The 25,030-nt window shown below is 50.8% G+C and carries 21 protein-coding genes and 1 pseudogene; 14 read left to right on the forward strand and 8 right to left on the reverse strand.

What is annotated here, in order from left to right:
- Positions 1-97: 97 nt before the first annotated feature.
- Entirely contained in the window at positions 98-442 is a 345-nt protein-coding gene (locus tag R0134_RS04955; protein ID WP_319783727.1) for a cupin domain-containing protein, read from the forward strand.
- Positions 443-706: 264 nt separating this feature from the next.
- On the opposite strand, the gene R0134_RS04960 is transcribed toward R0134_RS04955, so the two are convergent.
- The 4 genes from R0134_RS04960 to R0134_RS04975 all read right to left on the reverse strand — a co-directional run bounded on the left by R0134_RS04960 (position 707) and on the right by R0134_RS04975 (position 3,569).
- Positions 707-988, reverse strand: a complete 282-nt coding sequence (locus R0134_RS04960; protein ID WP_319783728.1) for a hypothetical protein — start codon at positions 986-988, stop codon at positions 707-709.
- Positions 989-1,350: 362 nt separating this feature from the next.
- A complete protein-coding gene (locus R0134_RS04965; protein ID WP_319782623.1) occupies positions 1,351-1,890 on the reverse strand; it encodes an IS630 family transposase in 540 nt (179 codons plus the stop codon).
- Positions 1,851-2,372 carry a helix-turn-helix domain-containing protein gene (locus tag R0134_RS04970; RefSeq protein ID WP_319782624.1) on the reverse strand — a complete coding sequence of 174 codons (522 nt, stop codon included), beginning with the start codon at positions 2,370-2,372 and terminating at the stop codon, positions 1,851-1,853. The genes R0134_RS04965 and R0134_RS04970 overlap by 40 nt, the downstream gene beginning before the upstream one ends.
- Positions 2,373-2,882: 510 nt before the next feature.
- Positions 2,883-3,569, reverse strand: coding sequence for a hypothetical protein (locus R0134_RS04975; RefSeq protein ID WP_319783730.1), 687 nt, complete (start codon positions 3,567-3,569; stop codon positions 2,883-2,885).
- 557 nt (positions 3,570-4,126) lie between these two features.
- On the opposite strand from R0134_RS04975, the gene R0134_RS04980 reads away from it, so the two are divergent.
- Genes R0134_RS04980 through R0134_RS04990 form a run of 3 tightly spaced genes read left to right on the forward strand, consistent with a single transcriptional unit; the run spans position 4,127 to position 5,517 of the window.
- Positions 4,127-4,711 (forward strand): acyl-CoA thioesterase, encoded by a 585-nt coding sequence (locus R0134_RS04980; protein ID WP_319783731.1) that lies wholly within the window; start codon positions 4,127-4,129, stop codon positions 4,709-4,711.
- Positions 4,701-5,063 carry a DUF4144 family protein gene (locus tag R0134_RS04985; protein WP_319783732.1) on the forward strand — a complete coding sequence of 121 codons (363 nt, stop codon included), beginning with the start codon at positions 4,701-4,703 and terminating at the stop codon, positions 5,061-5,063. Before R0134_RS04980 ends, R0134_RS04985 begins: the two co-directional genes overlap by 11 nt.
- A gap of 55 nt (positions 5,064-5,118) precedes the next feature.
- On the forward strand, positions 5,119-5,517 hold the full coding sequence (locus R0134_RS04990) for a septal ring lytic transglycosylase RlpA family protein (protein ID WP_319783733.1): 399 nt from the start codon (positions 5,119-5,121) through the stop codon (positions 5,515-5,517).
- Between the two features lie 184 nt (positions 5,518-5,701).
- Here R0134_RS04990 and R0134_RS04995 read toward each other — a convergent pair whose 3' ends face one another.
- Positions 5,702-6,061 carry a histidine phosphatase family protein gene (locus tag R0134_RS04995; RefSeq protein ID WP_319783734.1) on the reverse strand — a complete coding sequence of 120 codons (360 nt, stop codon included), beginning with the start codon at positions 6,059-6,061 and terminating at the stop codon, positions 5,702-5,704.
- A 251-nt stretch (positions 6,062-6,312) separates the two neighbouring features.
- On the opposite strand from R0134_RS04995, the pseudogene R0134_RS05000 reads away from it, so the two are divergent.
- A pseudogene (locus R0134_RS05000) lies at positions 6,313-6,732 on the forward strand (metal-dependent hydrolase); the annotation flags it as partial.
- A 457-nt stretch (positions 6,733-7,189) separates the two neighbouring features.
- On the opposite strand, the gene R0134_RS05005 reads toward R0134_RS05000, so the two are convergent.
- Positions 7,190-10,330, reverse strand: coding sequence for a transglycosylase domain-containing protein (locus tag R0134_RS05005; RefSeq protein ID WP_319783735.1), 3,141 nt, complete (start codon positions 10,328-10,330; stop codon positions 7,190-7,192).
- A gap of 465 nt (positions 10,331-10,795) precedes the next feature.
- Here R0134_RS05005 and R0134_RS05010 point away from each other — a divergent pair, with 465 nt between their 5' ends.
- Positions 10,796-11,452 carry a peptide-methionine (S)-S-oxide reductase gene (locus R0134_RS05010; protein WP_319783736.1) on the forward strand — a complete coding sequence of 219 codons (657 nt, stop codon included), beginning with the start codon at positions 10,796-10,798 and terminating at the stop codon, positions 11,450-11,452.
- On the opposite strand, the gene mobB is transcribed toward R0134_RS05010, so the two are convergent.
- Positions 11,349-11,936 carry a molybdopterin-guanine dinucleotide biosynthesis protein B gene (mobB, locus tag R0134_RS05015; RefSeq protein WP_319783737.1) on the reverse strand — a complete coding sequence of 196 codons (588 nt, stop codon included), beginning with the start codon at positions 11,934-11,936 and terminating at the stop codon, positions 11,349-11,351. The genes R0134_RS05010 and mobB overlap by 104 nt on opposite strands.
- 195 nt (positions 11,937-12,131) lie before the next feature.
- Here mobB and R0134_RS05020 point away from each other — a divergent pair, with 195 nt between their 5' ends.
- The 3 genes from R0134_RS05020 to R0134_RS05030 all read left to right on the forward strand — a co-directional run bounded on the left by R0134_RS05020 (position 12,132) and on the right by R0134_RS05030 (position 19,625).
- Positions 12,132-13,847 (forward strand): autotransporter assembly complex family protein, encoded by a 1,716-nt coding sequence (locus tag R0134_RS05020; RefSeq protein ID WP_319783738.1) that lies wholly within the window; start codon positions 12,132-12,134, stop codon positions 13,845-13,847.
- The gene (locus R0134_RS05025) at positions 13,844-17,602 is read left to right on the forward strand and encodes a translocation/assembly module TamB domain-containing protein (protein ID WP_319783739.1); all 3,759 of its coding nucleotides are present in this window, start codon (positions 13,844-13,846) and stop codon (positions 17,600-17,602) included. Before R0134_RS05020 ends, R0134_RS05025 begins: the two co-directional genes overlap by 4 nt.
- Positions 17,603-17,807: 205 nt before the next feature.
- Positions 17,808-19,625, forward strand: a complete 1,818-nt coding sequence (locus R0134_RS05030) for a PglL family O-oligosaccharyltransferase (RefSeq protein ID WP_319783740.1) — start codon at positions 17,808-17,810, stop codon at positions 19,623-19,625.
- A 107-nt stretch (positions 19,626-19,732) separates the two neighbouring features.
- Here the strand turns inward: R0134_RS05030 and R0134_RS05035 are convergent, their stop codons facing one another.
- Positions 19,733-20,131 (reverse strand): hypothetical protein, encoded by a 399-nt coding sequence (locus tag R0134_RS05035; protein WP_319783741.1) that lies wholly within the window; start codon positions 20,129-20,131, stop codon positions 19,733-19,735.
- Between the two features lie 315 nt (positions 20,132-20,446).
- Between R0134_RS05035 and hinT the strand changes: the two genes are divergently transcribed.
- The 5 genes from hinT to R0134_RS05060 all read left to right on the forward strand — a co-directional run bounded on the left by hinT (position 20,447) and on the right by R0134_RS05060 (position 25,022).
- Positions 20,447-20,797, forward strand: a complete 351-nt coding sequence (hinT, locus tag R0134_RS05040; protein ID WP_319783742.1) for a purine nucleoside phosphoramidase — start codon at positions 20,447-20,449, stop codon at positions 20,795-20,797.
- Positions 20,798-20,903: 106 nt separating this feature from the next.
- Complete coding sequence (locus R0134_RS05045) at positions 20,904-21,521, forward strand: penicillin-binding protein activator LpoB (protein WP_319783743.1); 618 nt, start codon at positions 20,904-20,906, stop codon at positions 21,519-21,521.
- Positions 21,511-22,359 (forward strand): choline/ethanolamine kinase family protein, encoded by an 849-nt coding sequence (locus tag R0134_RS05050; RefSeq protein WP_319783744.1) that lies wholly within the window; start codon positions 21,511-21,513, stop codon positions 22,357-22,359. The genes R0134_RS05045 and R0134_RS05050 overlap by 11 nt, the downstream gene beginning before the upstream one ends.
- A gap of 69 nt (positions 22,360-22,428) precedes the next feature.
- A complete protein-coding gene (gene nagZ / locus R0134_RS05055) occupies positions 22,429-23,421 on the forward strand; it encodes a beta-N-acetylhexosaminidase (RefSeq protein ID WP_319783745.1) in 993 nt (330 codons plus the stop codon).
- Between the two features lie 308 nt (positions 23,422-23,729).
- Positions 23,730-25,022: an NAD(P)/FAD-dependent oxidoreductase gene (locus R0134_RS05060; protein WP_319783746.1), complete on the forward strand. Its 1,293-nt coding sequence runs from the start codon at positions 23,730-23,732 to the stop codon at positions 25,020-25,022.
- Positions 25,023-25,030 lie beyond the last annotated feature (8 nt).

Consider the following 25,030-nt stretch of genomic DNA (forward strand, 5'->3'; position numbering starts at 1 on the left):
GACAGGGGGTGGCAGCAAGCGCTGTGCCCGCTGTCTATTAAACAAGCTTGCTTGGCAGGTTTGTGAATGTAATAAAGAGTCATGACAAGGAGACATCATGTCTAACAATATCAAGTTATTGCGCGAAGCTCAGCCTGAGGTGTTATTGGACGCTACTCAGTGGGAGAAGTTATCTGGCGACCCGCATACGGTTAACCTGAACGCTTATAAGTCAGAAGATGGCACTAAGCTGATGGGTACTTGGATGTGTACACCAGGTAAGTGGGCAGTAAACTATGATAAGTGGGAATATTGCGACTTCCGTGAAGGCTATTGCATTCTGACGCCCGAAGGCGGCGAGCCTATTCACCTGAAAGCTGGCGATATTTTCGTAATTGAAGTTGGCTTTAAAGGCACATGGGAAGTAGTAGAAACCGTACGTAAGTACTTCGTTTTTGCCTAATTGTCGTTGCTTAAGTTAGGCAACAGCCTGACGTAAAGAATGACCTCGGCCTGCGCATTGCGCAGGCCGATTTTGTTTCTGATACTGTTTCAATCAACAAGCCGTGTGCAATACGTAAATACTCTGTTGGGTGTCAAAATTTTGCTCCTACAAGAGACAAAGCGCCGTCCGGTTCGTTGGGCGGCTTTATTCGACCGAACAAAGAACATTGTGCCTGCCGAACACAGATATTTTTCAGACTCTTAAGCGATTAGACGAGTCATGTTAAAGCGGCGACACACCTTCAACTTCCATCACCGAGCTGGCATCCGCGCGTTCGATAATTTTAACTAATGCCGATTGGATCACTTCGTCTTCTCGCACATCTGCTTGGCTGACAAAGCGTTGTTCTTGCTCAGCCGCGCCCTGTTCTTGAGTAAAGCGGATTGCCACCTCAGTCGCACAATCGCTACTGGCACCAAAATACTCCAGAGTAATTTGTGGGTAGCCTTTAAACCCTTTTTTAACCTGTTTGGCGATGCGTTTTTTTGCTTTGTCTATGTGCATGTCGGGTCCTTTATTGTTTAGAAAGTTTAAGCTTGAAGAGCGGAGCTTAAGTATTTAACCATTGGACGCTAAGCACAGGACTAAGGCAAGACCTTAACCTACGCGAGCCTAAGAGCAGATTCATACCAATTTGAAAAACTAGCGAGTTATGATCTTCCTTTTTCTGGAGCACCGTTATGCTTGGGTTGAGGAGTGTAGTTATTCTGTTGGACATCAAGATTTCGCGTTAGCTTTACGTCGCTTTTCGCTCCGTTGTTATGCGCCCTTATTCCGTCTTTGCGAGCGTAGCGCGGCAATCCATGCTACAACGGCGCGGTACATAACCAGGGGTTGCCGCGTCGTTGCACCCCTCGCATAAGTAATCACGCATAACTTATGTGGAAGTCATTACCCACTCCCTTGAATAGCGTTGATACTTCATTCACTAACTTGTCTTTCTTCCAAGAGGTAAAGCTTCGCCAGTGATATTTAGCTTGCTTCCACAATATCTCGATCAAGTTCAATTCCGGGCTGTATGGGGGGAGATAAAGCAGTACAAACTGATGATCATACAGCCACTTATCTCGCATCGAGGGGGCGATAAAATGATGGATTGACGCATTGTCCACGACCACAATCGTCAATTTATCCTGGCAGGAAGATTGCGCCAACTTATCTAAAAAGGGTACCACGTGTTGCCGTTTCACTGAGTGTTCAAAAAGTTCAAAATGCAGCTTACCGGTAGCATAGTTCAGTGCGCCAATCACATTCACACGCTTACGGCTTGCACTGGCATCAGCGAGATGAGTGACACCGAGTGGTGCCCAGGCCCGCTGTACATTCGGTACGCAGGAGAAGCCACTTTCATCGCAGTAAAGAAGTTCTATTTTGTCTGCTTTGGCCCTTCCTTGGAGTCTTGCCAAGCGGCCTTTTGCTTCCTGGAAGGCTGCTTCGTCTCTTTTTTTTCGAGGCTGAGCCGGGTTCGTTTGAAAGATAGCTTTCTGGCTCTTAGTCCAACCGAAAGGCGGTCCAAACTGAATGAAGGGGCATCAGGATATTGGTCGCGAACGCGGACAGCTATCTTAGCCAGCGTCAGTGGCTCAGAGCGGGCAATATCTGCAGCCATATCCAACATTTCAGCTGTCAACTTGGGCGGTCGGCCGCCTTTATGCCCAGTCAAAATGCCGACCAATCCCGTAGTTCTCCAGCCTTTTGTCCAGTTGTAGATCGGTTGATCGCTTATCCGAAACATCTGGGCAATCTGGACAACCGTAGAGCCATCATTCAGCGCGAGCAGTGCGAGAGCCCTTCGTCTGAAATCTGGGAAAGGATGGTGTTTTGACATCTCTTTCAGAGTGATAGTTTCTTCGGCTGTTAGTGGTTGTCCTAATAAGTGTCGCTTCATATCTGGGCCCACAAAATGGCATCTATAATGACAGTGTAGATCCACATGAGTTACGCGGCATTACTTAGGACGACCAAGGTTTGGCTCTGGCCTGTTGTAGGATTGACTTATTTTAGGTAAGAGTAATACCATTCTAAGTAAGTATGTGACCTGTTCACATTAAGCCAAAAATCACCGCGCCGAGCCGAAAGCTAAAGACCAAAGACTATTTTTTGCCACTGAATCCACTGAATCCACGGAACTTACGGACGCAGTTCACGTGCGGCAAGTGACTAAGAGCCTCGATGGGAAGGGCGCATCCTATTCAAGCTAGGGTGCTTGGCTCTTACTACTTAGCGTCACTTTCAGATTTGATCACTATTTTTCCGTGCCCCCTCGTTACAAAGAAGCGTGGCGAAAAGGCCTTGAGCAGTGAGTTTTCCAGATTAGTATAATCGACCAAAACACTTGAAAGCATAAAAACGGCGCCTCTGTGGGCGCCGGTAGTCTGTGGGTATGACAAAAACAGGATTATTTTTTATCGAGGGCTTTTTCAGTTTCCTCTGAGTGCCAAATGTTGTTACTGACTTCGACTTCATTCACTACTTGAGTGTCATCATCACGTTCAAGATTAACTTCAAAGCTGTGATCGCCTTTGACGATTTCAAACTCTACATCATCGTCGTCGACATCATTAATAGAGGTAATTTGATAACCCCTGTCTTCGAGTATCTTTTTATAGTCGTCAAACTTTTTCCCCACTGGCATGGCTGCCGCCAGCGCCTCTTTTTCTTGTGCCCAAGTGTCAGCGAATTGTGCATCGCTGTAACGGCCCGGATGTTCTTTATCGAAGGTCACATCGCTGGCATCGTAATCCGCATCTTTTAAAGCGCGCTTGGTTGAGTCTGCCCGCCAGATGTTATTGGTAACCTCTAGATCTTTTAGCTTGCCGTCGGAGACTTCAGACTTCACTTCAAACGTATGATCGCCTTTAACCACTTCATATTCCACGCCGCTGTCAGACTCTTGGTTAATGGCAGTGAGGCGGTAACCGGCTTTTTGTAATCGGCTGCGTAACTGTTCGACCGTCTCTGAGCCGATTAAATCTTTTTCCAGCGCAACCCTTTGCAGATCGTAGTTTTCTAGCCCCATACGATCTTGCCAGACATGTTCTTTAGGATCGGTATCTGCCGCTACGCTGATATTAGCGTAAGACATGGTCAGTGCGGTGATGATGGCGGAGAGTAAAAGTGGTCACGGTTTTCATGGTGTCTGCTCCTTAAGGTACACAAAACAACACAAAATTGGAGGTCTACCGAATGTGTAAGGTACTGCCGCAGTCTTTACTGACATTAGTGCTCATGTATAAAGTACCCATGTATAAAGTGTCCATATATGACATATCGATATAACAGTGTGCATGTATAAGTTCTGCGCATTTTAAGTGCGCGGCGAACGGTTTAAGAGTGAACCAAGAATAAGGTTATCGCCAATAAACACCTGAAATTTTTTCAAGTCAGCTTAGCGGATAAACGGGAGGAAGATCTTGCATGAAGTGACAGGGCGCCTTCACCGAACGTCTCAATCCCCACTGCCCTTAGGCTTTAGCGAAAGCATATGATCTGTGCCGCAAATTGCAAAATATTCAGTCTTTTTTGCTGGGAATTGGGTTAGGATGCTCGCTGTGCTCACGCATTATAGGTGCGTTGCCCGGCAAAGCGCCGACTTAAGTAGCCATAACTTATTGTATTTTAAGCTAATGATTAGGTGAAGTAATGAGCGATGCGGGATTTAGAACAGTTAAAGCCTCACAGGTGATCCTTAAAGAGTTGATGGTGCCGTCTTATGCCAACTTTGGTGGCAAGGTACACGGAGGCGTAATTTTGAGCCTAATGGATAAAATTGCCTATACCTGTGCTGCTTCCCATTGCAAAGGCTATAGTGTGACGGCCTCAGTGGACTCGGTTGACTTTATGAACCCAGTAGAAGTTGGCGACTTACTGACGTTGTACGCCTCCGTCAACTACGTAGGCAGCAGCTCGATGGAAGTGGGCATTAAAGTCGAATCAGAAAACTTTCGTGAAGGCACAGTAAAGCATACCAATACCTCCTATTTCACTATGGTTGCCTTGAGTGAAGAAACCCGTAAGCCGGTTAAGGTTGCCGGGTTGTTATTGGAAGATGAGGATGAAATTCGCCGTTTTGTGATGGGTAAGTTACGTAAAAAATTACGTCGCGCCCATCAGCAAGAGATTGACGATATTGGCGAGGCACTCAAGATTGGCCAAGCCATGGTCGAGCTGGAAGGTGAGAACTGCCACTTAAGCCAGCTGGCCATTCAAGGTAAAGTTGGGCAGTAACAAGGTGCTTAAGCCCGCTGCCGGCCATTCATTTGCCCCACACTGGCCAGCGTTAGTGAGCGGTGAGCAAGGTGGTGATTATGCCTGTGTGGCAGGACTTGATGCGCTTGAAGACCAGCGGCTATGGCCGGGTTGTCGGCTAGTTGACAGCCAAGGATGGGTCTATCTTCTGTCGCAGGCAAACGACGGCGCCCTGTACTGGCACCGTCAACCCGAGTTAGTATCTTTGCTCGAGCTTAATCATGAGCTAAAACGTTATGCTGCCAATTTAGGCGTATGTTGCACAGTCAAGCTGGCCATACGCACCTTGGCCGATGCTTTCGCCCTAGTGGTGTGGCTGGAACAGCAGTAAGTTACATCTTCGCCAAGTAACGGGCGAAGATGTTGGCCGAGTGAGAGATAAACCTATGAAAGTTAACTTGCGCAAGCTTGGCTGGCTGTTATTGCCACTGACGTTAGTGCTGCAATCTTGTGGTAGCGCACCGCCGCCGCCCGTGAGTGGTCCTGTGGTGGTGAGTGCTCAGCAGGGCAAGGCGTCTTATTACGGGACCCGCCATCACGGTCGTAAAACCGCCAGTGGCGAGCGTTTTAATAAAAATGCCTTAACCGCCGCCCACCGCACCTTGCCATTTGGCAGCTTAGTCCGGGTGACCAACCTCAATAATCACAAGTCCATAGTGGTGCGTATTAACGACCGCGGCCCTTATGCCAAGGGGCGTATTATTGACTTATCCGAGCAAGCGGCACGCGAGCTTAATATGATCCGCGCCGGTGTGGCGCAGGTTAGAGTTGAGCAGCTGAAATAGTCAGCTGAGTTAGCTGGCGATAAACCACGGGGCGGGGCCAGTCTGCGGCACTTTTGGGTAGGTCCCGCTTATTGGCCAGCTGAATGGCGGCATTAATCCACCCCGCATGGCCCACCGCCAATCGTGGCGTGCTGGGTGATGCGTTATCTTGCTGTGTTAGCCATGATGCAACTCTGGCGAACAACTACTGTAGATTTTCTCCGCCGCTCGGCGCATAAAAACTAAAGTTGTCACACCAAGCGTCTATGTCTTGTTTGGCAATGTGCTGCCAAGGTTTGCCGTCCCAGTCACCAAAATTAAGCTCCGCCAGTGCCGGCGCTACCTCACAGCGAAAACCCCGCTTGGCTAATATGCGCCCCACACCCAAAGAGCGTTGTAAGGGACTGACCCAGAGCACTTTAGGCAATCTATGACGGCGGGCAAAGCGCTGGATCTGATTAGCCAAGCGGCGCAATTTACGTTGATCCACGCCCATATCGGTTTGCCCCAAATACACCCCTACCGCATGCAGCGGCTTAGGATGGCGCCAAATATACAACTCCATCACAGCTCCTGCTTTGTTTTAACTCTTACTCATAATATTTTTCAGATTTGATCTCTATTTTTCCGTGTATTCCGTGGCAAAAATAGCGTTGGATTTGGTGTTATGTTGGCATTTCAAGGTAAGACTCATATGCTATCAGACTATGCCATCAATCGGGATCTTGCCGGTCCACCTTTTTAATAAACAGGATATTAACCAACATGGACTCACTTTCACAATTAGCTTTGGGCGCCGCCATCGGGGTTGCCGTGATGGGCAAACGGACTGGGGTGGGGCGATCGGCATTGGTGGGCGCCTTTTTTGGTACCCTACCAGATTTAGATGTCTTGATTGATTATGGTGACCCAGTCAGCAATATGACCTTTCACCGCGGATTTAGCCACGCGTTGTTTTACCTGAGCCTAGCGTCACCAGCGCTGGCCTGGTTACTGTGCCGCTTGCTCGGCCAGCAAAGGCACTGGCGCAGTTGGACACTGACCATCTGGCTGGTGCTGATTACCCATGCACTGCTGGATAACATGACGGTGTATGGCACCCAGTTGGCGCTGCCTGTTACCGATTACCCCTTTGCCATCGGCAGTATCTTTATTATCGACCCGCTGTATACCCTGCCGTTATTCATCGGGCTGGCGATGGCGCTGTGGCGACGGCAACAGCGCGGGCTAAACGCCAACCGCTGGGGTCTATATTTGAGTACCCTGTATTTGTGCTGGAGCTTAGTGGCGCAGTGGCAGGTGACGCAAACCGCCGATCGCTGGCTGGCGGAGCAGGGCGTTAAGGTTGAGCAACGGCTGGTAACCCCCACCGCATTCAATACCCTGTTATGGCGGGTGTTGGTGATCACGCCACAGGGGTACAGTGAGGGCTTTATTTCATTGTTTGACCGAGAGCCTCCGGTGTTTAGCGAACACGACCGAGGCAACAACTTGTATCTGGCGTGGCAACAGCATCCTGCGGTAGCGCGCTTGGCTTGGTTTAGCAAAGGCTACTTTAAGATGAGCGAACAGCAAGGGCAGCTGATGATCACCGACTTGCGCATGGGCCAAGAGCCCGGTTATGTGTTCAACTTTGTGGTGGCAGAGCAAGGGCCAACCCTAGAGTGGCAGCCCTTGCCTCAGCCGCAACAAATTAGTGCACGCTTGCCGCTAAAGCCGGCGCTGCATTGGCTGTGGCGTCGGGCTCAAGGAGAGCCTTTGCCGTCGTTGCCAAGTTGGTTGGCAGACAGCCAGTTTGACTACTCGGCTGCAGATAAGGTCTTAAAATAGGTTCCATGCCTTTTAATACCTGCACTGGTAAAGCGGAGGTAAAGGTAAACTTGTCTGATTGCTGACCCGGTACATACGCGGTCAGGGTACCAAAATGGTGTTCGCCCAAATAAAACACAAAAGTGGCGGTGCGGTTACGGGCTTGAGAGGTGAGCACTTGGCCATAACGACTCACGGTTTGAATACGATTATCACCGGTGCCGGTTTTACCCCCTAAGGTGAGCGGGTTGCCATCGCTGGAGGTAAAACTGCCTTGCAAGCGGCGCGCTGTTCCGCCTTCTACCACTTGCGACAGTGCATTTTTTAATACTCCGGCCACGTCTTTATGCATCACGCGTTTCGCTTGCTGTAATTGCGGTGCCAGCTGGGTTTCATAAGGCGTATTGGCGGCAAAGTGCAGTTGGTCCATGCGCACTGTCGGCAGGCGTATGCCATCGTTTAAAATAATGCCCACCAGCTCCGCCAGTGCTACAGGTTTGTCGCCAGAGCTACCAATGGCGGTGGCCAGCGAGGGCACTAAGCTATCAAACGGAAAGCCCAGTTGCTGCCAACGTTGGTGAATATCGCTAAAGGCTTCAATCTCCAGCATGGTGCGAATGCGGGTGTCGCGCGCACTGCGGTGACGCGTTTTAAATAACCAAGCGTACACCTCTTGGCGCTGCTCAATACTGGCATCGGCGGCATCACTAAAGCGCGTCTCAGGGTGCTGCTGCAGATAACTTAATAACCACAGCTCTAACGGGTGCACACGAGCAATGTAGCCTTGATCTGCAAGGTTATAAGCACCGGGCCCATAGCTGTCGTATAGCTGTTGTAGCCTTTTTTCATTGAGCGCCGCACCTGGTAAACGCTGTTTGATAAAGGCATCAAATTCAGCTCGGCTGGCGTTCGGCAATAAATAACGGTGCACCGCCGCTAAGCGAGTGGCAGTGGGGCGCAGGCCATCAAAGAAATGATTTAACTGCTCATCGGTGGTTTTGTTTTGGTATTTACGCCAAAAGCGCAGTAAAAATACTCGACCTTCGCGGTCGGCAAAGCGGCTTAAATACTCTTGGCGTTCAGGATTTTTATCATCACTTAGCAATTGCGCGCGATTTTCATTTTGATAAATGCTGTAGCGCACAATATCGCGCATTACCCGAATAAAGGGCAGGTTAATAGACTCGCGCAATGCCTCAATCATGGTCGGGTTACGGCTATTATCTTGGCGGCGAAAGTTGTTGAAGGTATGCAAGCCGCCGCCGGTAAAAAATCGCTCGCCGGTACTGGCGGAATAGCGCCGCGCTAGGGCTGCGTCCAGCATGGGCTGCAAGGCTCGGTCTGAGTTGCGCAACAAATACTGAATCGCCCACTGGCTCAAATAATCTTGGGCAGCGGGTTTAAGCTCGCGCAATTTTTCTGGAGAAAAGCCTGCATATTGCTGATGTAACTCGGCAATAATCTCCAGATAGGTGGCCATCACCCTGAGTTTAGCGGTAGAGCCCAGCTCCAACTTGCTGCCTTCGTTAATATCAAAGGGCTGCAAGGTGTTATCGGTTTGCACTCGCACATAAAAACCCTGCTGGCCACGCTCAAACAGCGTAAAGCTGTAGCGCACCTCGGCAGTTTTTTCCGGTGATAACAAGCGCTCGCCGTATAAACCGATGGCGCGGGCCACATCAGGATCCGCCAGTTGTTGTAAGTAATCGGTCACTTTTTGCTGTAACTCGGCATTGAGCGTGGTGCTGGCCGATAAGTCTAAGCGGTCCAGTTCATAAAATGACATGCCCAGTAAGTTAGCTAAGCGGCCGCGGGTCACTAATAGGGTTTTGCTGTTTTCTACATATTGGGTAACAGGATGCGTACTGAAATTACGAAACTCCAGCCGTTGAGCCAAGGCCGCATCGCGCAAGGCTAGGCTTATCATGTCTGCCTGCGCTTGTATGCGCAGATAACTGTCGGTTAACTGGTGTAGATCCTCGCGCCCTGCATGTAAGTAATAAGAGGGGCGGCGTTGGGCAATCATTAATGCGATCACTTGGCGCAGCGCCAAGCCTTGCTCGGCAAGCTGCTCGGTGGGCGCTGCGTTTGCATCTAATAAGCGGTTTACTTCATCCAGCTCGGCGCCAAACCATAACCAAAGACCATCGCCGATGCCGTTAATTTCACCGTGGCCGGGGGCGGCGGCCAATGGCACCGAGTTTAAATAGGCAAGGGCAATATTTTGGCGTGCCGCTAAGGTCTCGGGGCCATTTTGATAGGCGCGCACACTGGCGGAAATCATCTGGCGCAGTTTTTCACTGGCCGATTGGGTTCTCCCGCCAGGGGAGTGGCGAAATTTTTCTATTTGCGTGGCCAAGGTACTGCCGCCGGCCGAGTCATCTTGCAGATCGAGCGCACGGCCTAATTGGGACAATGCAGCCTTAGTAAAGCGCGGCCAATCGACGGCGGGGTTAATGGCCGGAAAGTCCGAGCTTAACAAGTCGCGGTTTTCAATAAACAACAGCGTGTTCACCACCAAGGGAGCAATGCTGGCAAAGTCCCTGTAATGGCGCTGTGGATAAAGGTAGTCATAGATAGGCTCGCGGCGACAATCGCCGACAAATAGCCCCGTCTGGGTTTTCTCTAAGTAAGGAGGAAACAGGCCATGACTGGTATATTGTTGCAGCGCGGGTGAAAACTGCACCTGCTGAGTAATCATAAACTGTTGGCTTTTAAGGCGCGCCAGTAAATCCGGCAAGCGAGCGTAGCCTAAGCGTTGATCGAAAGGCCCATGTTTGGGAAAACTGATCGCTTCACTGGATCCTGGCTCCAATGAATAGCTTAAGCTGTTGGCGTAGCGCGGGATCTCGCGGGCCTGCAACCAAGAGGTACGCATCTCATAGGCCAGCAGCCCGCCTGCCGTCGTGATAATTGCAAGCACGAGTAGCCAAATAAATAGTCGCCAAAACCGTCGCCGAGTCACAGTAGGAGCTGGCTCAGTGTTGTGCCGTGTGGCTTGTTCAACGTTTGGTACTGTTCCCATCAATGACCCCTTAGCGCCACCAAGTATTAGGGCTTCTTACTAGTAAAAGCTTAGCTGTGTGCTCGGCTTAAGTACTGATAACGAAGAATTATTTTTATTTTTTTTGACCTGAGTTTGATCGGGGGCAGTTTACTACCGCCTATGTAATAAAGCATTACAATGCGTGTATTATCGCAAACGAGTAATAAATGTGTGTTAAGGCGCGGTATCAGCGGCTTACCGAGTGTTGAGACTTCGGTATTGAAGGCGTTAGGGCAAAAGGCCAACGTGATGCCTAAAATAGAGCGTTTGGTGCATAAGAGTGCGCCTGAAACATTAAAAAGAGTTTTCATCTAAGGTCATTCGGTTAGCATGATCTTCGCTAAGCGGATATGGGCAGGGCCGCATTTTTTGAGCACACTTTTAGTACAACATAAGTAGTGCAACCAATGGTGCAGCCAAGGCCCGCTTGAAAAAGGATCGTAAGTGCTAAGAAATTTACTGGCGGCGATGATGATGTGCAGTATCAGTGGCCCGCTGTTAGCGGCTCAGGCGATATTTGCCGGTGGTAGTTTTTGGGTGATGGAAGCCCTGTTTGCCGAGCGAGTGGGCATTAAGCAAGTCGACGTTGGCTGGATACAGTCCAGTCACCAACACACTCGCCGCCAAGTGGTGCGGGTGGAATACGATGCCAAGCTTATCGGTTACGGCGACTTGCTGACCTTATATTGGGCCGCCGTTGATGCAAAAGATGGCCAAGGACAATATTGCGATCGAGGTGCTGAATTTAGCCCCGCCCTCTATGTGCAAACGCCACTGCAGCAGCGCTGGGCTCAGCAAAGTCGGGCCCAGCAAGCTTTGATGCTAGACGGCTCCAAGTTAGAAGGTTCGACGCTAGACACATCTAAGCTAGACACATCTAAGTTAGGCAGCCCCAAGTTAGACCGTAAGCTGGCGGTGCGCATTTTACCGGTGGGCGACTTTATGCCCGCAGAGGCGCGCCATCAGCATTACTATCGTCAACACCCTTGGTTGTATGCTAACTATCGGCGCCGTTGTGGGTATCCTGCGGGTGAAAAGCTGACAGTGCCGGCCCGCGCAAGCGTCCCGTTTGCCACCACAGCATTATCTGCTCAGCAATAGCGGCGGCATCGTTTAGGTCCAGCAAGGGCACGGGCGCGATTAGTGTTAGATCGTCGGTGGCAAGGGCTAAAATATGCTTATCTTGCTGACAGAGCAGCGGTTTTTGGCATGCGGGTCTGTGTACTTCTATCTTGTTAATGGCCGCGTGCCGAAAGCCCTCGACCAATACTAAGTCGAGTTGGTCTAAGCGCAGGCGAGCAAGAGATTCATATAAGTCAGGCTCTTGCGCAATTGGGTTTTCAAAGGTGACAATACTACGCTTAGGTCCGGCTAATAAGCATTGTTGGGCACCCGCATGGCGCAGCTCAAAGCTGTCTTTGCCAGGCAGGTCTTGCTCCACGTCATGATGAGTGTGCTTAATAAGCCCAATGCGCAGCCCTCGTTGGCTAAGCGAATGCACCAGTTGTCGCAGTAAGGTGGTTTTACCGCTGCCGCTAAAACCGGCAAAACCCAATAGAGCATAAGAACAATGAGATCTAGTCATAACAACACGCCTGAGATGGTTGCAATTGTCGACTAGTGTGCCACGGTAACGAACTTTAGGGTGAATCTCTGTGGCCAGAGCAAGATCAGAATGAGATCAATACAAGAATAGTCGCGCTAGCTCTTGGTTAAGTGCCGATTCAGGTTATATTAAGCGCGTCAAACTAACTAATTTACAAACATAACAGGGCTGTTGATGAATAAAAGTTTATGGGGGCTGCTAGCGGTGCTCTTGCTGAGCATGAGTGCCAACGCACAAGAAGTTAGCTTTCGCCTAAAAGGTCTCAAAGGCGAGCTAAAAGATAACACCCGTATTTACTTAGATCAGCTCCCCCCCATAGAAGCGGAGCAGCTGCCGCGTTTTCGTAAAGATATTCAACAAGCGGTCATTACTAGCCTACAAGCGCTGGGCTATTACGAGCCTGACATTGAAATTACTGCCGATAAAAATAAGCCGGAGCGGGTGTTAGTACGAGTTAAGCCCGGTGAGCCGGTGCGCATCCGCACGCTGAATATTGCGCTCAACGGCGAGGCCAGCACAGATCCGCAATTTGAGCTGCTGCTCAGCCAGTTAGCGCTGCAAGAAAACCAAGTTTTTCAGCATGATGTCTATGAAAAAACCAAGGCCAGTTTATTAAGCCTAGGCCTATCTCGTGGCTATTTTGATGCCCAATATTCGCTGCATCAGGTCTTGGTCCACCCCGAAGACAAGGCCGCCGACGTTAACTTATTGTTTGACTCAGGTCCGCGTTATCGCTTTGGTGAGCTGGTGTTGGACTCAGATAGGCCAGTGGCCCGCATCTTAGATCCCTTAATAGACATCAAGCCCGGTGATCCCTATTTAGCCAGCAAGCTCTCCGGCTTGAGCCGTTCCTTATCGACCACCGGTTATTTTCGCCGCGTAGAAATTCAGCCCAACGTGGCCGAGGCCGATGAAGAGCATCGCATTCCTTTGTATGTGACACTGCGCGCGAAGGCGAATAACGAAGTGGAAGTGGGCGTTGGTTTTTCTACCGATGAAGGCCCCCGATTTTCGAGCAGCTGGGATAAACCTTGGATTAATAGCTTAGGTCACAGCTTACAAACCAATCTCAAAATATCTGAGCCCAAACAAGACATTACCGTGGTCTATAAAATTCCGCGTGGCAACCCGCTCAATCATTATTACACGGTGCAAGGTGGCTATCAGATGCTCGACCAAGACGACACCCAGAGTGATCGAGTGGTCGCGTCGGTGCACCGTTTCGATAAAGACCCGGATGGCTGGACACGAGATGTATTTTTTCGTTCAGAATTTGAGTCTTATACCCAAGGTAAGCAAGAAGATGAAAGCTTCTTGCTTATTCCGGGCGTATCTTACAGCCGTACCCGAGTAAAGGGCGGTCTAGATGCTTACTGGGGAGATTCGCAAGTCGGGATACTTGAGCTATCTGAACCCTGGTGGGGCTCAGATACCCGCTTTGTACGGCTGTTTGGCCGGACCAAATGGCTGCGCACCGTAACAGAAGGGCAACGTGTGATTGCTCGCGCCGAGCAGGGCGCGGTATGGGTGGACGACATCAGTGATTTACCTCCGTCACTGCGCTTTTTTACCGGTGGTGATATGACGGTGCGCGGCTTTAGCTATCAGTCGATCACGCCCGTGGATGAAAACGGCGATCGCTTAGGGGCAAAATATGCCACAGCGCTGAGTCTGGAATACGATTACAAAATTGCCGAAAAATGGCGCTTGGCCACCTTCGTCGATACGGGTACCGCCACCAACGATTATCGCGAAGACTGGAAAGTGGGCTCCGGTGTGGGCGTGCGCTGGCAAACACCAGTAGGACCGGTACGCATCGATTTGGCCTTTGGTGTCTCCGAAGAGGAAGTGCCGATGCGAATTCACTTTACCTTGGGGCCTGAGCTATGACTTTTGCACGAGTGTTAAGCGGTGTGGTCGTTGGCCTGTGTCTGCTGTTAATGGTGCTGTTTAGCCTGTTATTTACCCAAGTGGGCAACCAATGGTTATGGGGAATAGCCAAACAACAAGTGGCCGGCCTTGATGGCACCTTGGCCTCTGGGCAACTGGGCGAAGGCTGGCATTTTACCGAGTTAAGCTATGAGCAAGACTCACTGGCCTTCTCGGCACGAGATATCCACTTTGGCTGGCAGTTGGGTAAGTTATTAGACCGCCGCTTGTGGTTACAAGAGCTGGTGGCTGAAGACTTAGAAATTACTATTAAGTATTTCCCTGACAGCACCGATGAACCCAAAGAGCCGCTGGCTGACATCACGCCGCCGCTGCGTATCGATCTCGATAAAGTTCGTGCCGACCGCGTGACCATTAATCTGCCCGGGCAAACCATAGCGTGGCAAAGTGTCGAAGTGGGCGTGCACTGGGACAAAGAAGGCATGGTGATCACCGGACCTAATATGAACGGCCTGGTCATCACGCTGGATGCAGAAGATGCCACTAAACAGGCCGGCAATACGCTGGACGAGCAGCCAGAGTCCGAAAAACAAGCGCAGGCGCAAAAACAAGCCAAGGCCGCCGGTAAAGTGGCTTCCCCTGAGCCCTTATTCGTATTGCCAGAAATTGTGCTGCCGTTTCCCATTAAGTTACAAGAATTTAGCTTAACGGACAGCAAGCTGATTCAAAACGGCGAAATTCAAGCATTGCATGCCCTGCAGCTGGAGCTAGAAGGGCGAGGCAGTGAAATAAAGATTATTACCGCCAGCCTCGACCATGAACTGGCCACCGTGCAATTAGGCGGCCATGTCACTCTAACTGGTGATTATCCGCTGGATTTAGCGCTCAGCTCAACAGTGAAAAAGCCGCTGCTTGATGGGCAATTAGCGGGGCAAACGGTAGCCGCCACCTTGACCGACAATCTGGCCAAGCTCAAAGGGAAATTGGTGTTAGGCGGTGTGCTTAACGCGCAAGCAAGCTTAAGCGCCGAGCCCCTTAATCCGCAATTGCCCTTTGATCTGGCGCTGAATTGGCAACAATTAGGTTGGCCGTTTAATGATCCCGAATGGCGATTAGAGCAAGGTAAACTACGCCTAAAAGGTCGCCTGGAAGATTATACATTAACACTCAGCAGCGAAGCGCACGGGCCCGACTTGCCGCCGGTGGGCATTAAACTCAGCGCCAACGGCGACCTTAAGGGTGCCAAGCTTAAGCCATTGACGCTGATGCTGCCTAAAGGTGAAGTGCAAGTAGACGGCAAAGTCAGTTGGAGCGACGGCATTAATTGGCAAGGCATATTGGCGCTCAGCGACGTAGACCCTGGCGTCTTTGTGGAAGGTATGGACGGCAAGCTTAACGGTAAGTTAGATACTCGCTTTGTGTTACAAGGAGAAAAATGGACCCTGAATGCCGAGCCGGACATTAAGGGTTTTTTGCGTGATTACCCGCTGTCACTAAAAGGTCAAGTGAGCCTTAACCAAGCACTGCAAGGCAGCATTAAACAATTACAGCTGACTAATGCGGATAATAAGCTCACCGTGAACGGCGACATTACCGACCGCTGGCAGTTAGATGGTGTATTGTCGGCGCCTAATTTAGCCGTGTATGCACCGGGATTATACGGTGACTTAGCCGGTGATATTAAGGTGCGCGGCGCACTTAAATCCCCTGAGTTAAATGCGGAGCTAACAGGCAAGACCGCCGGCTTTAACGACAACGAAGCCAAAGATATTCGTCTGCAAGCCAATGCCAGCCTAGGTGATAAAGCCAAGGGGCAGCAGATGAAGGGCGATCTGCGCTTAACCATAGACCGCATTCGCTCCGGCGAGATGCGCATCGATAAGCTGCAACTGATTGGTTCGGGTAACGAGGCGGCGCACCGTTTGAGCCTTAACTTTAAGGGCGACCCGTTAGCGGCGGATTTGAACCTGACCGGCAGTTTAGGTAAAGACGGCTGGCGCGGGCGCTTAACCAAAGGCGAGCTAAACACGCCGCTCGATAAGTGGGCACTACAACAAGATTGGCTGCTGGCTTATCAAGGCGACACTTTTAACGCGCAGCCTCATTGCTGGCGCTCGGGCAAGGCATCTGTGTGTTTTGATGCCATTCGTGCCAGCGCGGCAAAAGGCCAAGCAGGCTTGCAGATCCGTGACTTAGACTTAGCGCGCTTAAAGCCATTTTTCCCCAATGATTTTTCATGGGAGGCGACGCTGGGTGGCACAGTGGCGTTGCAATGGAATGGCAAGCTGCCAAAAATAAACGCCAATATCAGCACCACGCCCGGCACTTTTGTCAGTAATGGTACCCGCCTTGCGTATCAAACCCTGTCACTGACCAGTGAAATGTCCAATAACCAACTGCGTAGTACGCTGGATTTTCGCTCCACTAAGTTGGGCGAGATGGGCGTGCAAGCCAATGTGGCGGACTTAAATGGCAAGCGGGCGTTGAGCGGTAACTTAAAAATCGAACAGTTAAAGCTCGATTGGTTAGCACCGCTGCTACCCGAAGTGGCGCGCCTGCAAGGTACGCTGGCGGGCCAAGGCCGATTTGAAGGTACGCTGGCTGCCCCCTTGTTGTTTGGTAACATTAGCTTAACCGGTGGTGAAATCGACACTTACTCCGATATGGTTAAAGTGCGCGACTTTACCACCCGCCTCGATATTAGAGGTACCAATGCCACTATTAACGGCCAGCTTAAAGTCGGGGACGGGCCCTTATATATCTCCGGCGAGCTAGATTGGCGCCAGTTGCCGGTGAGCGGTGAAATTCGTCTTCGAGGCCACGATTTAGAAGCCGGTTATCCGGGCATGGGCCGAGTGCGTGTTAGTCCTGATATGACCATCACTTTAGGTGAAGTCGCCAAGGTGCGAGGGCGCATCTTGATCCCTTGGGCACGCATCGAGGTGAAAGAGTTGCCAGACAGTGCCGTGTCTTTGTCGTCAGACGTGATCATAGTGGACTCCTCTGGAATTATTCCGGAAACGGCACCCAGCTTGCCCATCGATATTCGTATTCAGGTGCAACTGCTAGAAGACGTGCGTTTAGCAGCCTTTGGCCTAAAAACCCGACTTGAGGGCAAACTCAATATTGTGCAAAGGCCCAACCGAGCTATGCGCGCTACGGGGGAAATCCGCTTAGTTGACGGTAAATTTAAAGCCTACGGCCAGAATCTATTGATCCGCGAAGGCAGTATCTTATTCAATGGCCCCTTAGATGTGCCTAACCTGAAAGTGGAGGCTGTCCGTAATCCTTCGACTTTGTCCGATAGCAGCATTACGGTGGGGGTGCGGGTTACGGGTACCGCCCAACAACCAGAATTATTGGTGTTCTCTGAACCGGGTATGCCCCAAGCCGAGCAATTGTCGTATTTGCTACGCGGGCGCGGGTTAGATGGCAGTGGCGACACTGACGGTAACGCCTTGGTGCAATCTATGCTGCTGGGTGCCGGTGTGGGCAAAGTGGGCGGGGTAGTGACCAATATCGGCGAGTCGTTGGGCTTAAAAGATGTGATGCTAGACACAGGTGGCAGTGGCGATGATACGGAGGTGAACATTACTGCCTATGTGTTGCCTGGCTTACAAATTAGCTATGGCGTAGGCGTGTTCTCCTCGATTGGCGAGCTTAGGCTGCGTTATGAACTGTTGCCCCGTTTGTACCTGCAAGCAGCCAGCGGCTTAAACCAAGCCATAGACCTGTTTTATCGCTTCGAGTTTTAGGCGCTGAAGCGGTAAGGGGTAAATAGTGAGGGGTGAGGTGAATGAAGGAGTGATGTGCCTTATCTTTCTCCTCACGCCTCACCATTCACAATAAGTGCTGTGGCAGATTCTGGCTTTGGACGCACACTTGGCTCATGCTTTTTGCCGCCAGCTTGGGTAAAGTAAGAAACTGTGAATTTGCACACTGCCGAGTAAACGCCCGAATATGATGTCTTTGCCTTTATTGCAACAGGAACGGCTCGCCCGCGCTATGCTGGTGTGCATGGCGTTTTTCTCCCTGTTTGCGATGCATCTGTATCTGCCACACCTGTTTGGTATCGGCCTGCAATTGCCTTTTAACCAAATGGGCTGGTTGTGTATGGGCGTGATGACCACGCTCGGGCTGTGGCATTGGCAGCGCCGCCGCCTACTGACCAGCCGCTTTTGGTTAGGCATGTTGGCGGCCAGTACGCTGCTCTGGGTTCCTTTCTTTTATCTGCATAACAATACCGTGGCCGGCCATGCTTTACCCCGCATGCTGGCGCTGTGCGGCGGCTTACTGTTTTATTTAGCCTTGCAGCAATGCCGCTTTAGCGAGCGGGGCCGACGCTATTTACTTTATTGTTTACTGGCGGCGGTGAGTGTCGAGATTTTATTGGGCTTAGCGCAATTTTTTGTGTTGCAGCCGGATAATAGTTTTGGTTACAACACCGCAGTGCGCTCGCCCTACGGTATTTTTCAGCATCGTAATGTGATGGCCAGTTTCGTGGCCACCGGCATGATCTTAGCCCTGTATTTATGGTTGCATGAAGCCAAGTCGCCTTGGCGCGGGTTTGTGCTTAAATCTGTGTGGTTTGCGGCGGTATTAGGTGCGGGCGGCGTGCTGATCGTGTTATTACAATCCCGTGCTGGCCAGTTGGGCTTATTGCTGGGCGTTTTATTGTTACAACCCCTGTTATGGCAAACGTTGATCAAAACCCGTTCTAAGCGATTATTGCTTAGCCTGTTGTTGATCCCCATTGGCGTGGGGCTGGGTATCTATGGGCTGGATGCTTTTGAGATGAGTAAACGCAGCTTTAGCATTTATACGGATGCGGACGGTCGCTTCGATATTTATGCCCATGGGTTGCGCATGTGGTTGGACAAGCCTTGGTTTGGCTTTGGGTACGGCAGTTTTGAGTCGGCTTTCTATAGTACTTATGCCACTTGGCGCGAACTCACGCCGGGTGCTGAGCCACTCTTTACCGAGATGGGCCACCCACATAATGAGTTTTTATTGTGGGCCATAGAAGGCGGTATTTTACCGCTGCTGGGCTTGGTGGTGATGAGCGGCTTAGTGCTGCAGTTATTGTATCGCTTGCCCATAGCCCAAAGTTTGGCGTGGGTGGGCGTGTTAACGCCTATTTTTATTCACAGTCAAACCGAGTTTCCATTTTATCATTCTCAGCCTCATTGGCTGATGGTGTTGGTATTAATCTATGTAATTGATGCCCAATACGGTCAGCGGCGCTTACTGCCTCAGCCACCTAGCTGGAGCCGTTGGCCAATTCGCGCTTGGGGCATAGGCTTAGTGGTGTTTATGGCCACCGGCTTGGTGGCGGGCCAACAGCTAACCCGCTATGCAGAAAATGATCAACATTCTCAAGCCGAGCTTAAGCATGTGGTTAATCCACTGATCTGGTATGACAGAACCGCGTTTTATCGCCATCATTGGCAGCTCACTCAGGCCTTGTTAAGCAAAGATCAAACCGAGTTATTAGATTATGCAGATTGGGCGCGCCGCTTTGTGCTGCACACCCCCCGCGCCGGCGTTTATTACAATGCCTATTTAGCGCTGGGTGCCGCAGGCCAAGAAGATGCAGCCCAGCTTTGGTTAGGGGAAGCGCGGCGTTTATACCCGAATGTGCAGTTACTGCGCACGGTCAGTATTCAGCATGCACGGGATCATTTAGCAGTTATTCAACCGACCATGACGGCCGCTGAGCTCAACGATGCTATTCCGCTATACGACCATCTGCGCCCAGCCATAGGCGGCGCTTATTAAGGCCATGGTTAGCCTTGAGTCTTGAACGTTGAATATTTTTTGTAATTGGCTAATGCGAAGCGTCCAGCAATCAGACTGCATAGTCCGATCGCTGGGCGCAATATTATTTACCCTTGGCTATCAATTAGCAGTAGCCGCTGCTGGGCTAAGGGCACAGAGCTAAGCGTTTCTACTTGCACAGCGTCTTGTTGCCAATCAATGCGCTGGCCGGTGCTGGCATATAAGTGTTCATTTACGCTGTCGGGTGTGGCGTCTGGCGCTAGCTCAGCTCGCTTACCGCCGGGCAGGTAAATGGCACCATTATTAAAGTCGACGGCAAAGGCGATAACGCCCGGGAGAATAAAGAACAACAAGCCCACGCCATTGGCGATGGCCACTACAGGGTCGATACTGCCGCCTTGTTGGCCTTTGCGCTCGGGGTAAAATACGGTGCCGCAGCCGACTAATTGCGAGCTCAACACGCCTGCGAGCAACAAGGCGAGGGATTTTTGCTTGAATTTGCTCATCTAGATTCCTTATTAAGATTGCGGGCAATCAGTGTACGCAATTGCGTCCGGGATGGGAGTCATATTCTCACTATTATGACAGCCCTTGGCGTTAGGCAAGGTTTTGGTTAGCGATGCACAGCAATTTAGGCCCAGTGCACAGTTTTGCACTTTTAAAGGCCTAACCGAGCTTGGTTTTATTAATCAAAGACTTATTGCTGAGGCATCATTTCTTTGTCCGGTAACAAGGCTATAATGGCCAGTCTGACTGTGGCTAGGGCTCTGATTCTAACTAAGAGTAGGGCGCGGTCTGGCACTCATTTAAGGAGCTTTTTCATGGTAGAAGAAACCATTTTCAGTAAAATTATCCGTAAAGAAATTCCCGCTGACATTCTGTATCAAGATGACTTAGTGACGGCGTTTGCTGATATCGCGCCTCAGGCTCCCACGCATGTACTGATCATTCCTAATGTGTTGATCCCCACGGTTAACGATGTCACCGCCGAGCATGAGCAGGCCTTAGGCCGCTTATTTACCGTGGCGCGCAAGTTGGCCAGTGAGGCGGGCATTGATGAAAGCGGTTATCGATTAATCATGAACTGCAACCGCGACAGTGGCCAAGAGGTCTACCATATTCATATGCATTTGCTGGGTGGTCGTTGTTTGGGACCGCTGCTGGCGAAGTAGCTCTCGCTAAAAAACTAGGTTAAAAGCGTAGGTTAAAAAACTAAGTTAACAAAAATAAGTTAGCCAAAATAAGACCTCTCCCTCTGTGAGCCAATTAAGGAAGCTTATGAATCCGTTTCGCTTAACAATAATGCTGGCCAGCTCGCTCGCCTTAGCTGCCTGTACTATGCCCAATCCGTATTCTTCGCAGCCTGCGCCGGTTAAACCCAGCCGGCCCACGCCTACTACGCCCACCAAACCCACTCAGCCGCTGCCACCGCCCGTGGTAAAGCCGCCAGTGATTGAGATGCCCTCGGCACCGCCGAGCCCCATCCCTGAAATGCGCAGTGAAGACTTAAGCTATTTAGTCGACGGTCTGGCCAATAAGTTAAAAGGCAGCTCAGCCATTAACGAAGTACAAGGCCCGGTATTGCTCGATAACATCAGTAATCAAGCGGGTGGCCCGATTGATACTAATGGCTTAACGGCTCGCTTAAAAAGCAATTTAAGCGGTAAGTTTAACTTCGCCGATGGCGCCAAGGTGAGTAGCCTGCGCGAACAGTTGGCCTATCAAGGTGGCCGCGCCGACATTGCTTCGCTGGTGCGCTTAGGTAAGCAAAGTGGGGCGGATTATTTGCTGTCTACCACTTTAAGTCGCAATGGCGCTAACTTGGCGTTAAAAGGGCAGCTGATGGAGCTGGCCAGTGGCGAGGTACTCTGGTCTGACAGTGTGAGTGGACGCTAATTTACTGGCGGAGTTGCTGCCTGCTCAGTTTCAGGGGCAGCTTACGCCGTTAGCTGGCGGGCTTACCAATCACAGTTGGCGGTTAGATGCCCCTCAACAAAGCTATTGGCTGCGTATGGGCAATACGCACAGTGAAAGCTTGGGAATTAATCGTGGCCAAGAATTAGTGGCGCACCAAGCGGCGGCAGATGCGGACTTGGCGCCGCTTATTCATTATGCCAAGCCTGAGTTGGGGATCTTGCTATTAGACTGGTTGCCAGAGTCTGACTGGGAGCTGTTAGTGGGCGAGTCACATCAAGACTGCGCTCCTAATTTAGCGCTCTTGATGGGTAAAGTGGCGCAATTACACCAGCTAACGCCAGTGCTTAATGCCTTGAGCTTAAATGAGCAGGCAGAGCATTATTTACGCCAGTTAAGTCCGCTTTCTGCTGAGCACCAGCATTATGCGCGCTGTTTTGAGCAGGCAAACCTTAATCTCGACTACTCACCGGTGTTTTGTCATCACGATCTTAATGCGGCCAATGTGCTGGGCGCGCGACCGTGGTTAATTGATTGGGAATACGCCGCTTTTGGGGATGCCGCTTTTGAACTGGCGGTGATCGCCGACAGTTTTAAGCTGAGCGAGCAGGGTGTACGACAATTGTTAGCGGATTACAATGCCGCCGGCGGTGAGGTAAGTTACGCGCGTTTTCAGGCGCGCCGGCCTTGGGTACAATGGCTGACTCTGCTGTGGGCTGCACTGCAATATCAATACACAGGGCAGTCAGATTATCGCCTGCTACAAGAGCAAGCCACCCGCCAGTTAGCGCATGATTTAGCAGATTTTCAGGCTCGCTAATACTGACTTTCACATTCATATATTATCCACATATTTAGCGCACTTAACCGAGCGCACCATGGAGTTTCGATGGGCCCCTTTATTCTTGATTTGCACAGTTATGAGCTGGACGGTGAAGAGCGTGAGCTCTTGGCACACCCGACGGTAGGTGGCGTGATATTTTTTAGTCGTAATTACCATGACAAAGCGCAACTGGCGGCCTTAGTTAAATCGATTCGTGCCGTAAGCCCCGGCTTATTACTGACAGTGGATCATGAAGGTGGGCGCGTGCAGCGCTTTCGCAACCAATTCTTCCCCTTGCCGGCTCCCGGCTTATTAGCGCAGCACAACGGCAAAGACCGATTATCCCTGCTAGAAGATGCAGGCTGGTTGATGGCGGCTGAATTATTGGCGCTGGATATCGACGTAAGTTTTGCACCTGTACTGGATTTAGAGCGTGGCTCTGAGGTTATCGGCGATCGCAGCTTTGGCCAAGATCCCGAGCAGGTTATTGAGCATACGGGTGCCTATATTAAAGGTATGCACAATGCCGGCATGGCCGCCGTGGCCAAGCACTTTCCTGGGCACGGCAGTGTGCGGGCCGACTCCCACAAAGAAAGCCCGGTGGATGAACGGGACTTTCATGCCATAGCCGAGCTGGATATGGCGCCGTTTAAGACTTTAATTAGCCAAGACTTAGTGCAAGGCATAATGCCGGCCCATGTAATTTATGCGGCGGTGGACGCCAACCCGGCGGGTTTTTCTGAGTTTTGGCTTAAGCAAGTGTTACGCCAGCAGCTCGGCTTTAAAGGTTTAATCTTTAGTGATGATTTAACCATGGAAGGGGCGGCAGTGGTGGGCGGTTATGCACAACGTGCGCACAGTGCGCTACAGGCTGGTTGCGACTTATTGCTGGCTTGTAATCACCGAAAAGGCGCCATTGAGATTATCGAAGCTTTGCCCCATGATCTGAACTGCGACTTTTCTGCGTTACGCGGGTCTATGGCTAAAGGTGGCGATATAATGCGCAGTGCACAATGGCGCGCGGCCAGTGAGCGGATGCAACGCTTTCTTGATCGCTAGTCAGTACTATTAGCCAGTACTATTAGTTAGCATTATTAGCCAGCACGATTAGCTGCGAACGGGTGGCAAGCAGAGTACAAAAAAACGCCCGATAAACGCTAAAAAATAATGATCCCGAATGTATTTTATGCAAAGATAAAGTTGTGATCTAGATCACAACTTTTTGCCTTTCCTGTTAGAGTAAGCCCCTCAACAGAATCTACAGTTATAACCATATCCGTTCAGCTGGCAGCCAGTTAGCGCTACTAGCACAACCCCGAGTGCGCTTATAACCCTAGGTTTTACTATCTTGTTTAAGGACCAGATAAATGACGAAGATTATCGTAGTGGGCGGCGGTGCCGGTGGGCTGGAATTAGTGACTAAGTTAGGTCGCAAATTAGGGCGTAAAGGTAAAGCCGAGGTGATATTAGTAGACAGAAACCGCACCCACTTATGGAAGCCTCTACTACACGAAGTGGCCGCTGGCGCCATGGACGCGGGCATAGATGGCCTTAGCTATCGCTCCCACGCCCATAACCACGGTTTTAGCTTTCACCTAGGCTCACTGAGCAACCTAGATCGCGAGCAAAAAACCATTACTCTGGCGGCCATGCTGGATGAAAGCGGCAAGCCGATGTTGTCGGAGCGTACCTTAGAATACGATATCTTAGTGCTGGCGATAGGCTCAGTATCTAACGACTTTGGTACCAAGGGCGTGAGTGAGCATTGTATTTTTCTCGACCGTCCGCAACAGGCTGAGCATTTTCATGACGAGCTGATGAACCGCTTTATGCAGTATGTAGAGGGTGAGTTAGGCAGCGATAAAGTGGAGATCGCCATCGTCGGCGCCGGTGCTACTGGAGTTGAGTTATCCGCCGAGTTATATAACGCGGTCGAACACTTAAGCGCGTACGGTTTTGATCACCTAGATCCGGACTGCCTACGCTTAACCCTAGTGGAAGCAGGCCCGCGCATACTGCCGGCACTGCCAGATCGTCTCGCGGGCATGGCACAAAAAGAATTGCGTGAGCTAGGTGTAGACGTGCGCACCAATACCATGGTGGTGGAAGCCACAGATAAGGGGCTGATCACCAAAGATGGCGAGCTTATCCCCGCCACTCTTATGGTGTGGGCGGCGGGTATTAAAGCTCCCGATTTCTTAAAAGACATTGGTGGTCTTGAAAACAATCGCAACAACCAGCTCATCGTAAACGGCACGCTGCAAACTACGCGTGATGACAGCATTTTCGTGATTGGTGATTGCGCCTATTGCATGCAAGAAGACGGTAAAGCGGTACCGCCGCGTGCCCAGTCTGCTCACCAAATGGCGAGCATGACGCATCGTAATATTTTGGCGTTATTAAATAATAAGCCCCTGAAAACCTATATCTATAAAGATTATGGTTCTTTGGTCAATCTCAGCCGCTACACCACGGTAGGCTCCTTAATGGGCAGCCTAATGCGCGGTACCATGATGGTCGAAGGCCTGTTTGCGCGGGTCGTATATATGTCTTTATACCGTATGCACCAAGTGGCGCTACACGGCTATATTCGCACCGGCCTGATGATGTTCGTAGGGCGAATTAACCGCTTACTGCGCCCGAAATTGAAATTGCATTAACAGCTAGC

The organism is Oceanisphaera sp. IT1-181 (assembly GCF_033807535.1).
Classification (GTDB): Bacteria; Pseudomonadota; Gammaproteobacteria; order Enterobacterales; family Aeromonadaceae; genus Oceanimonas.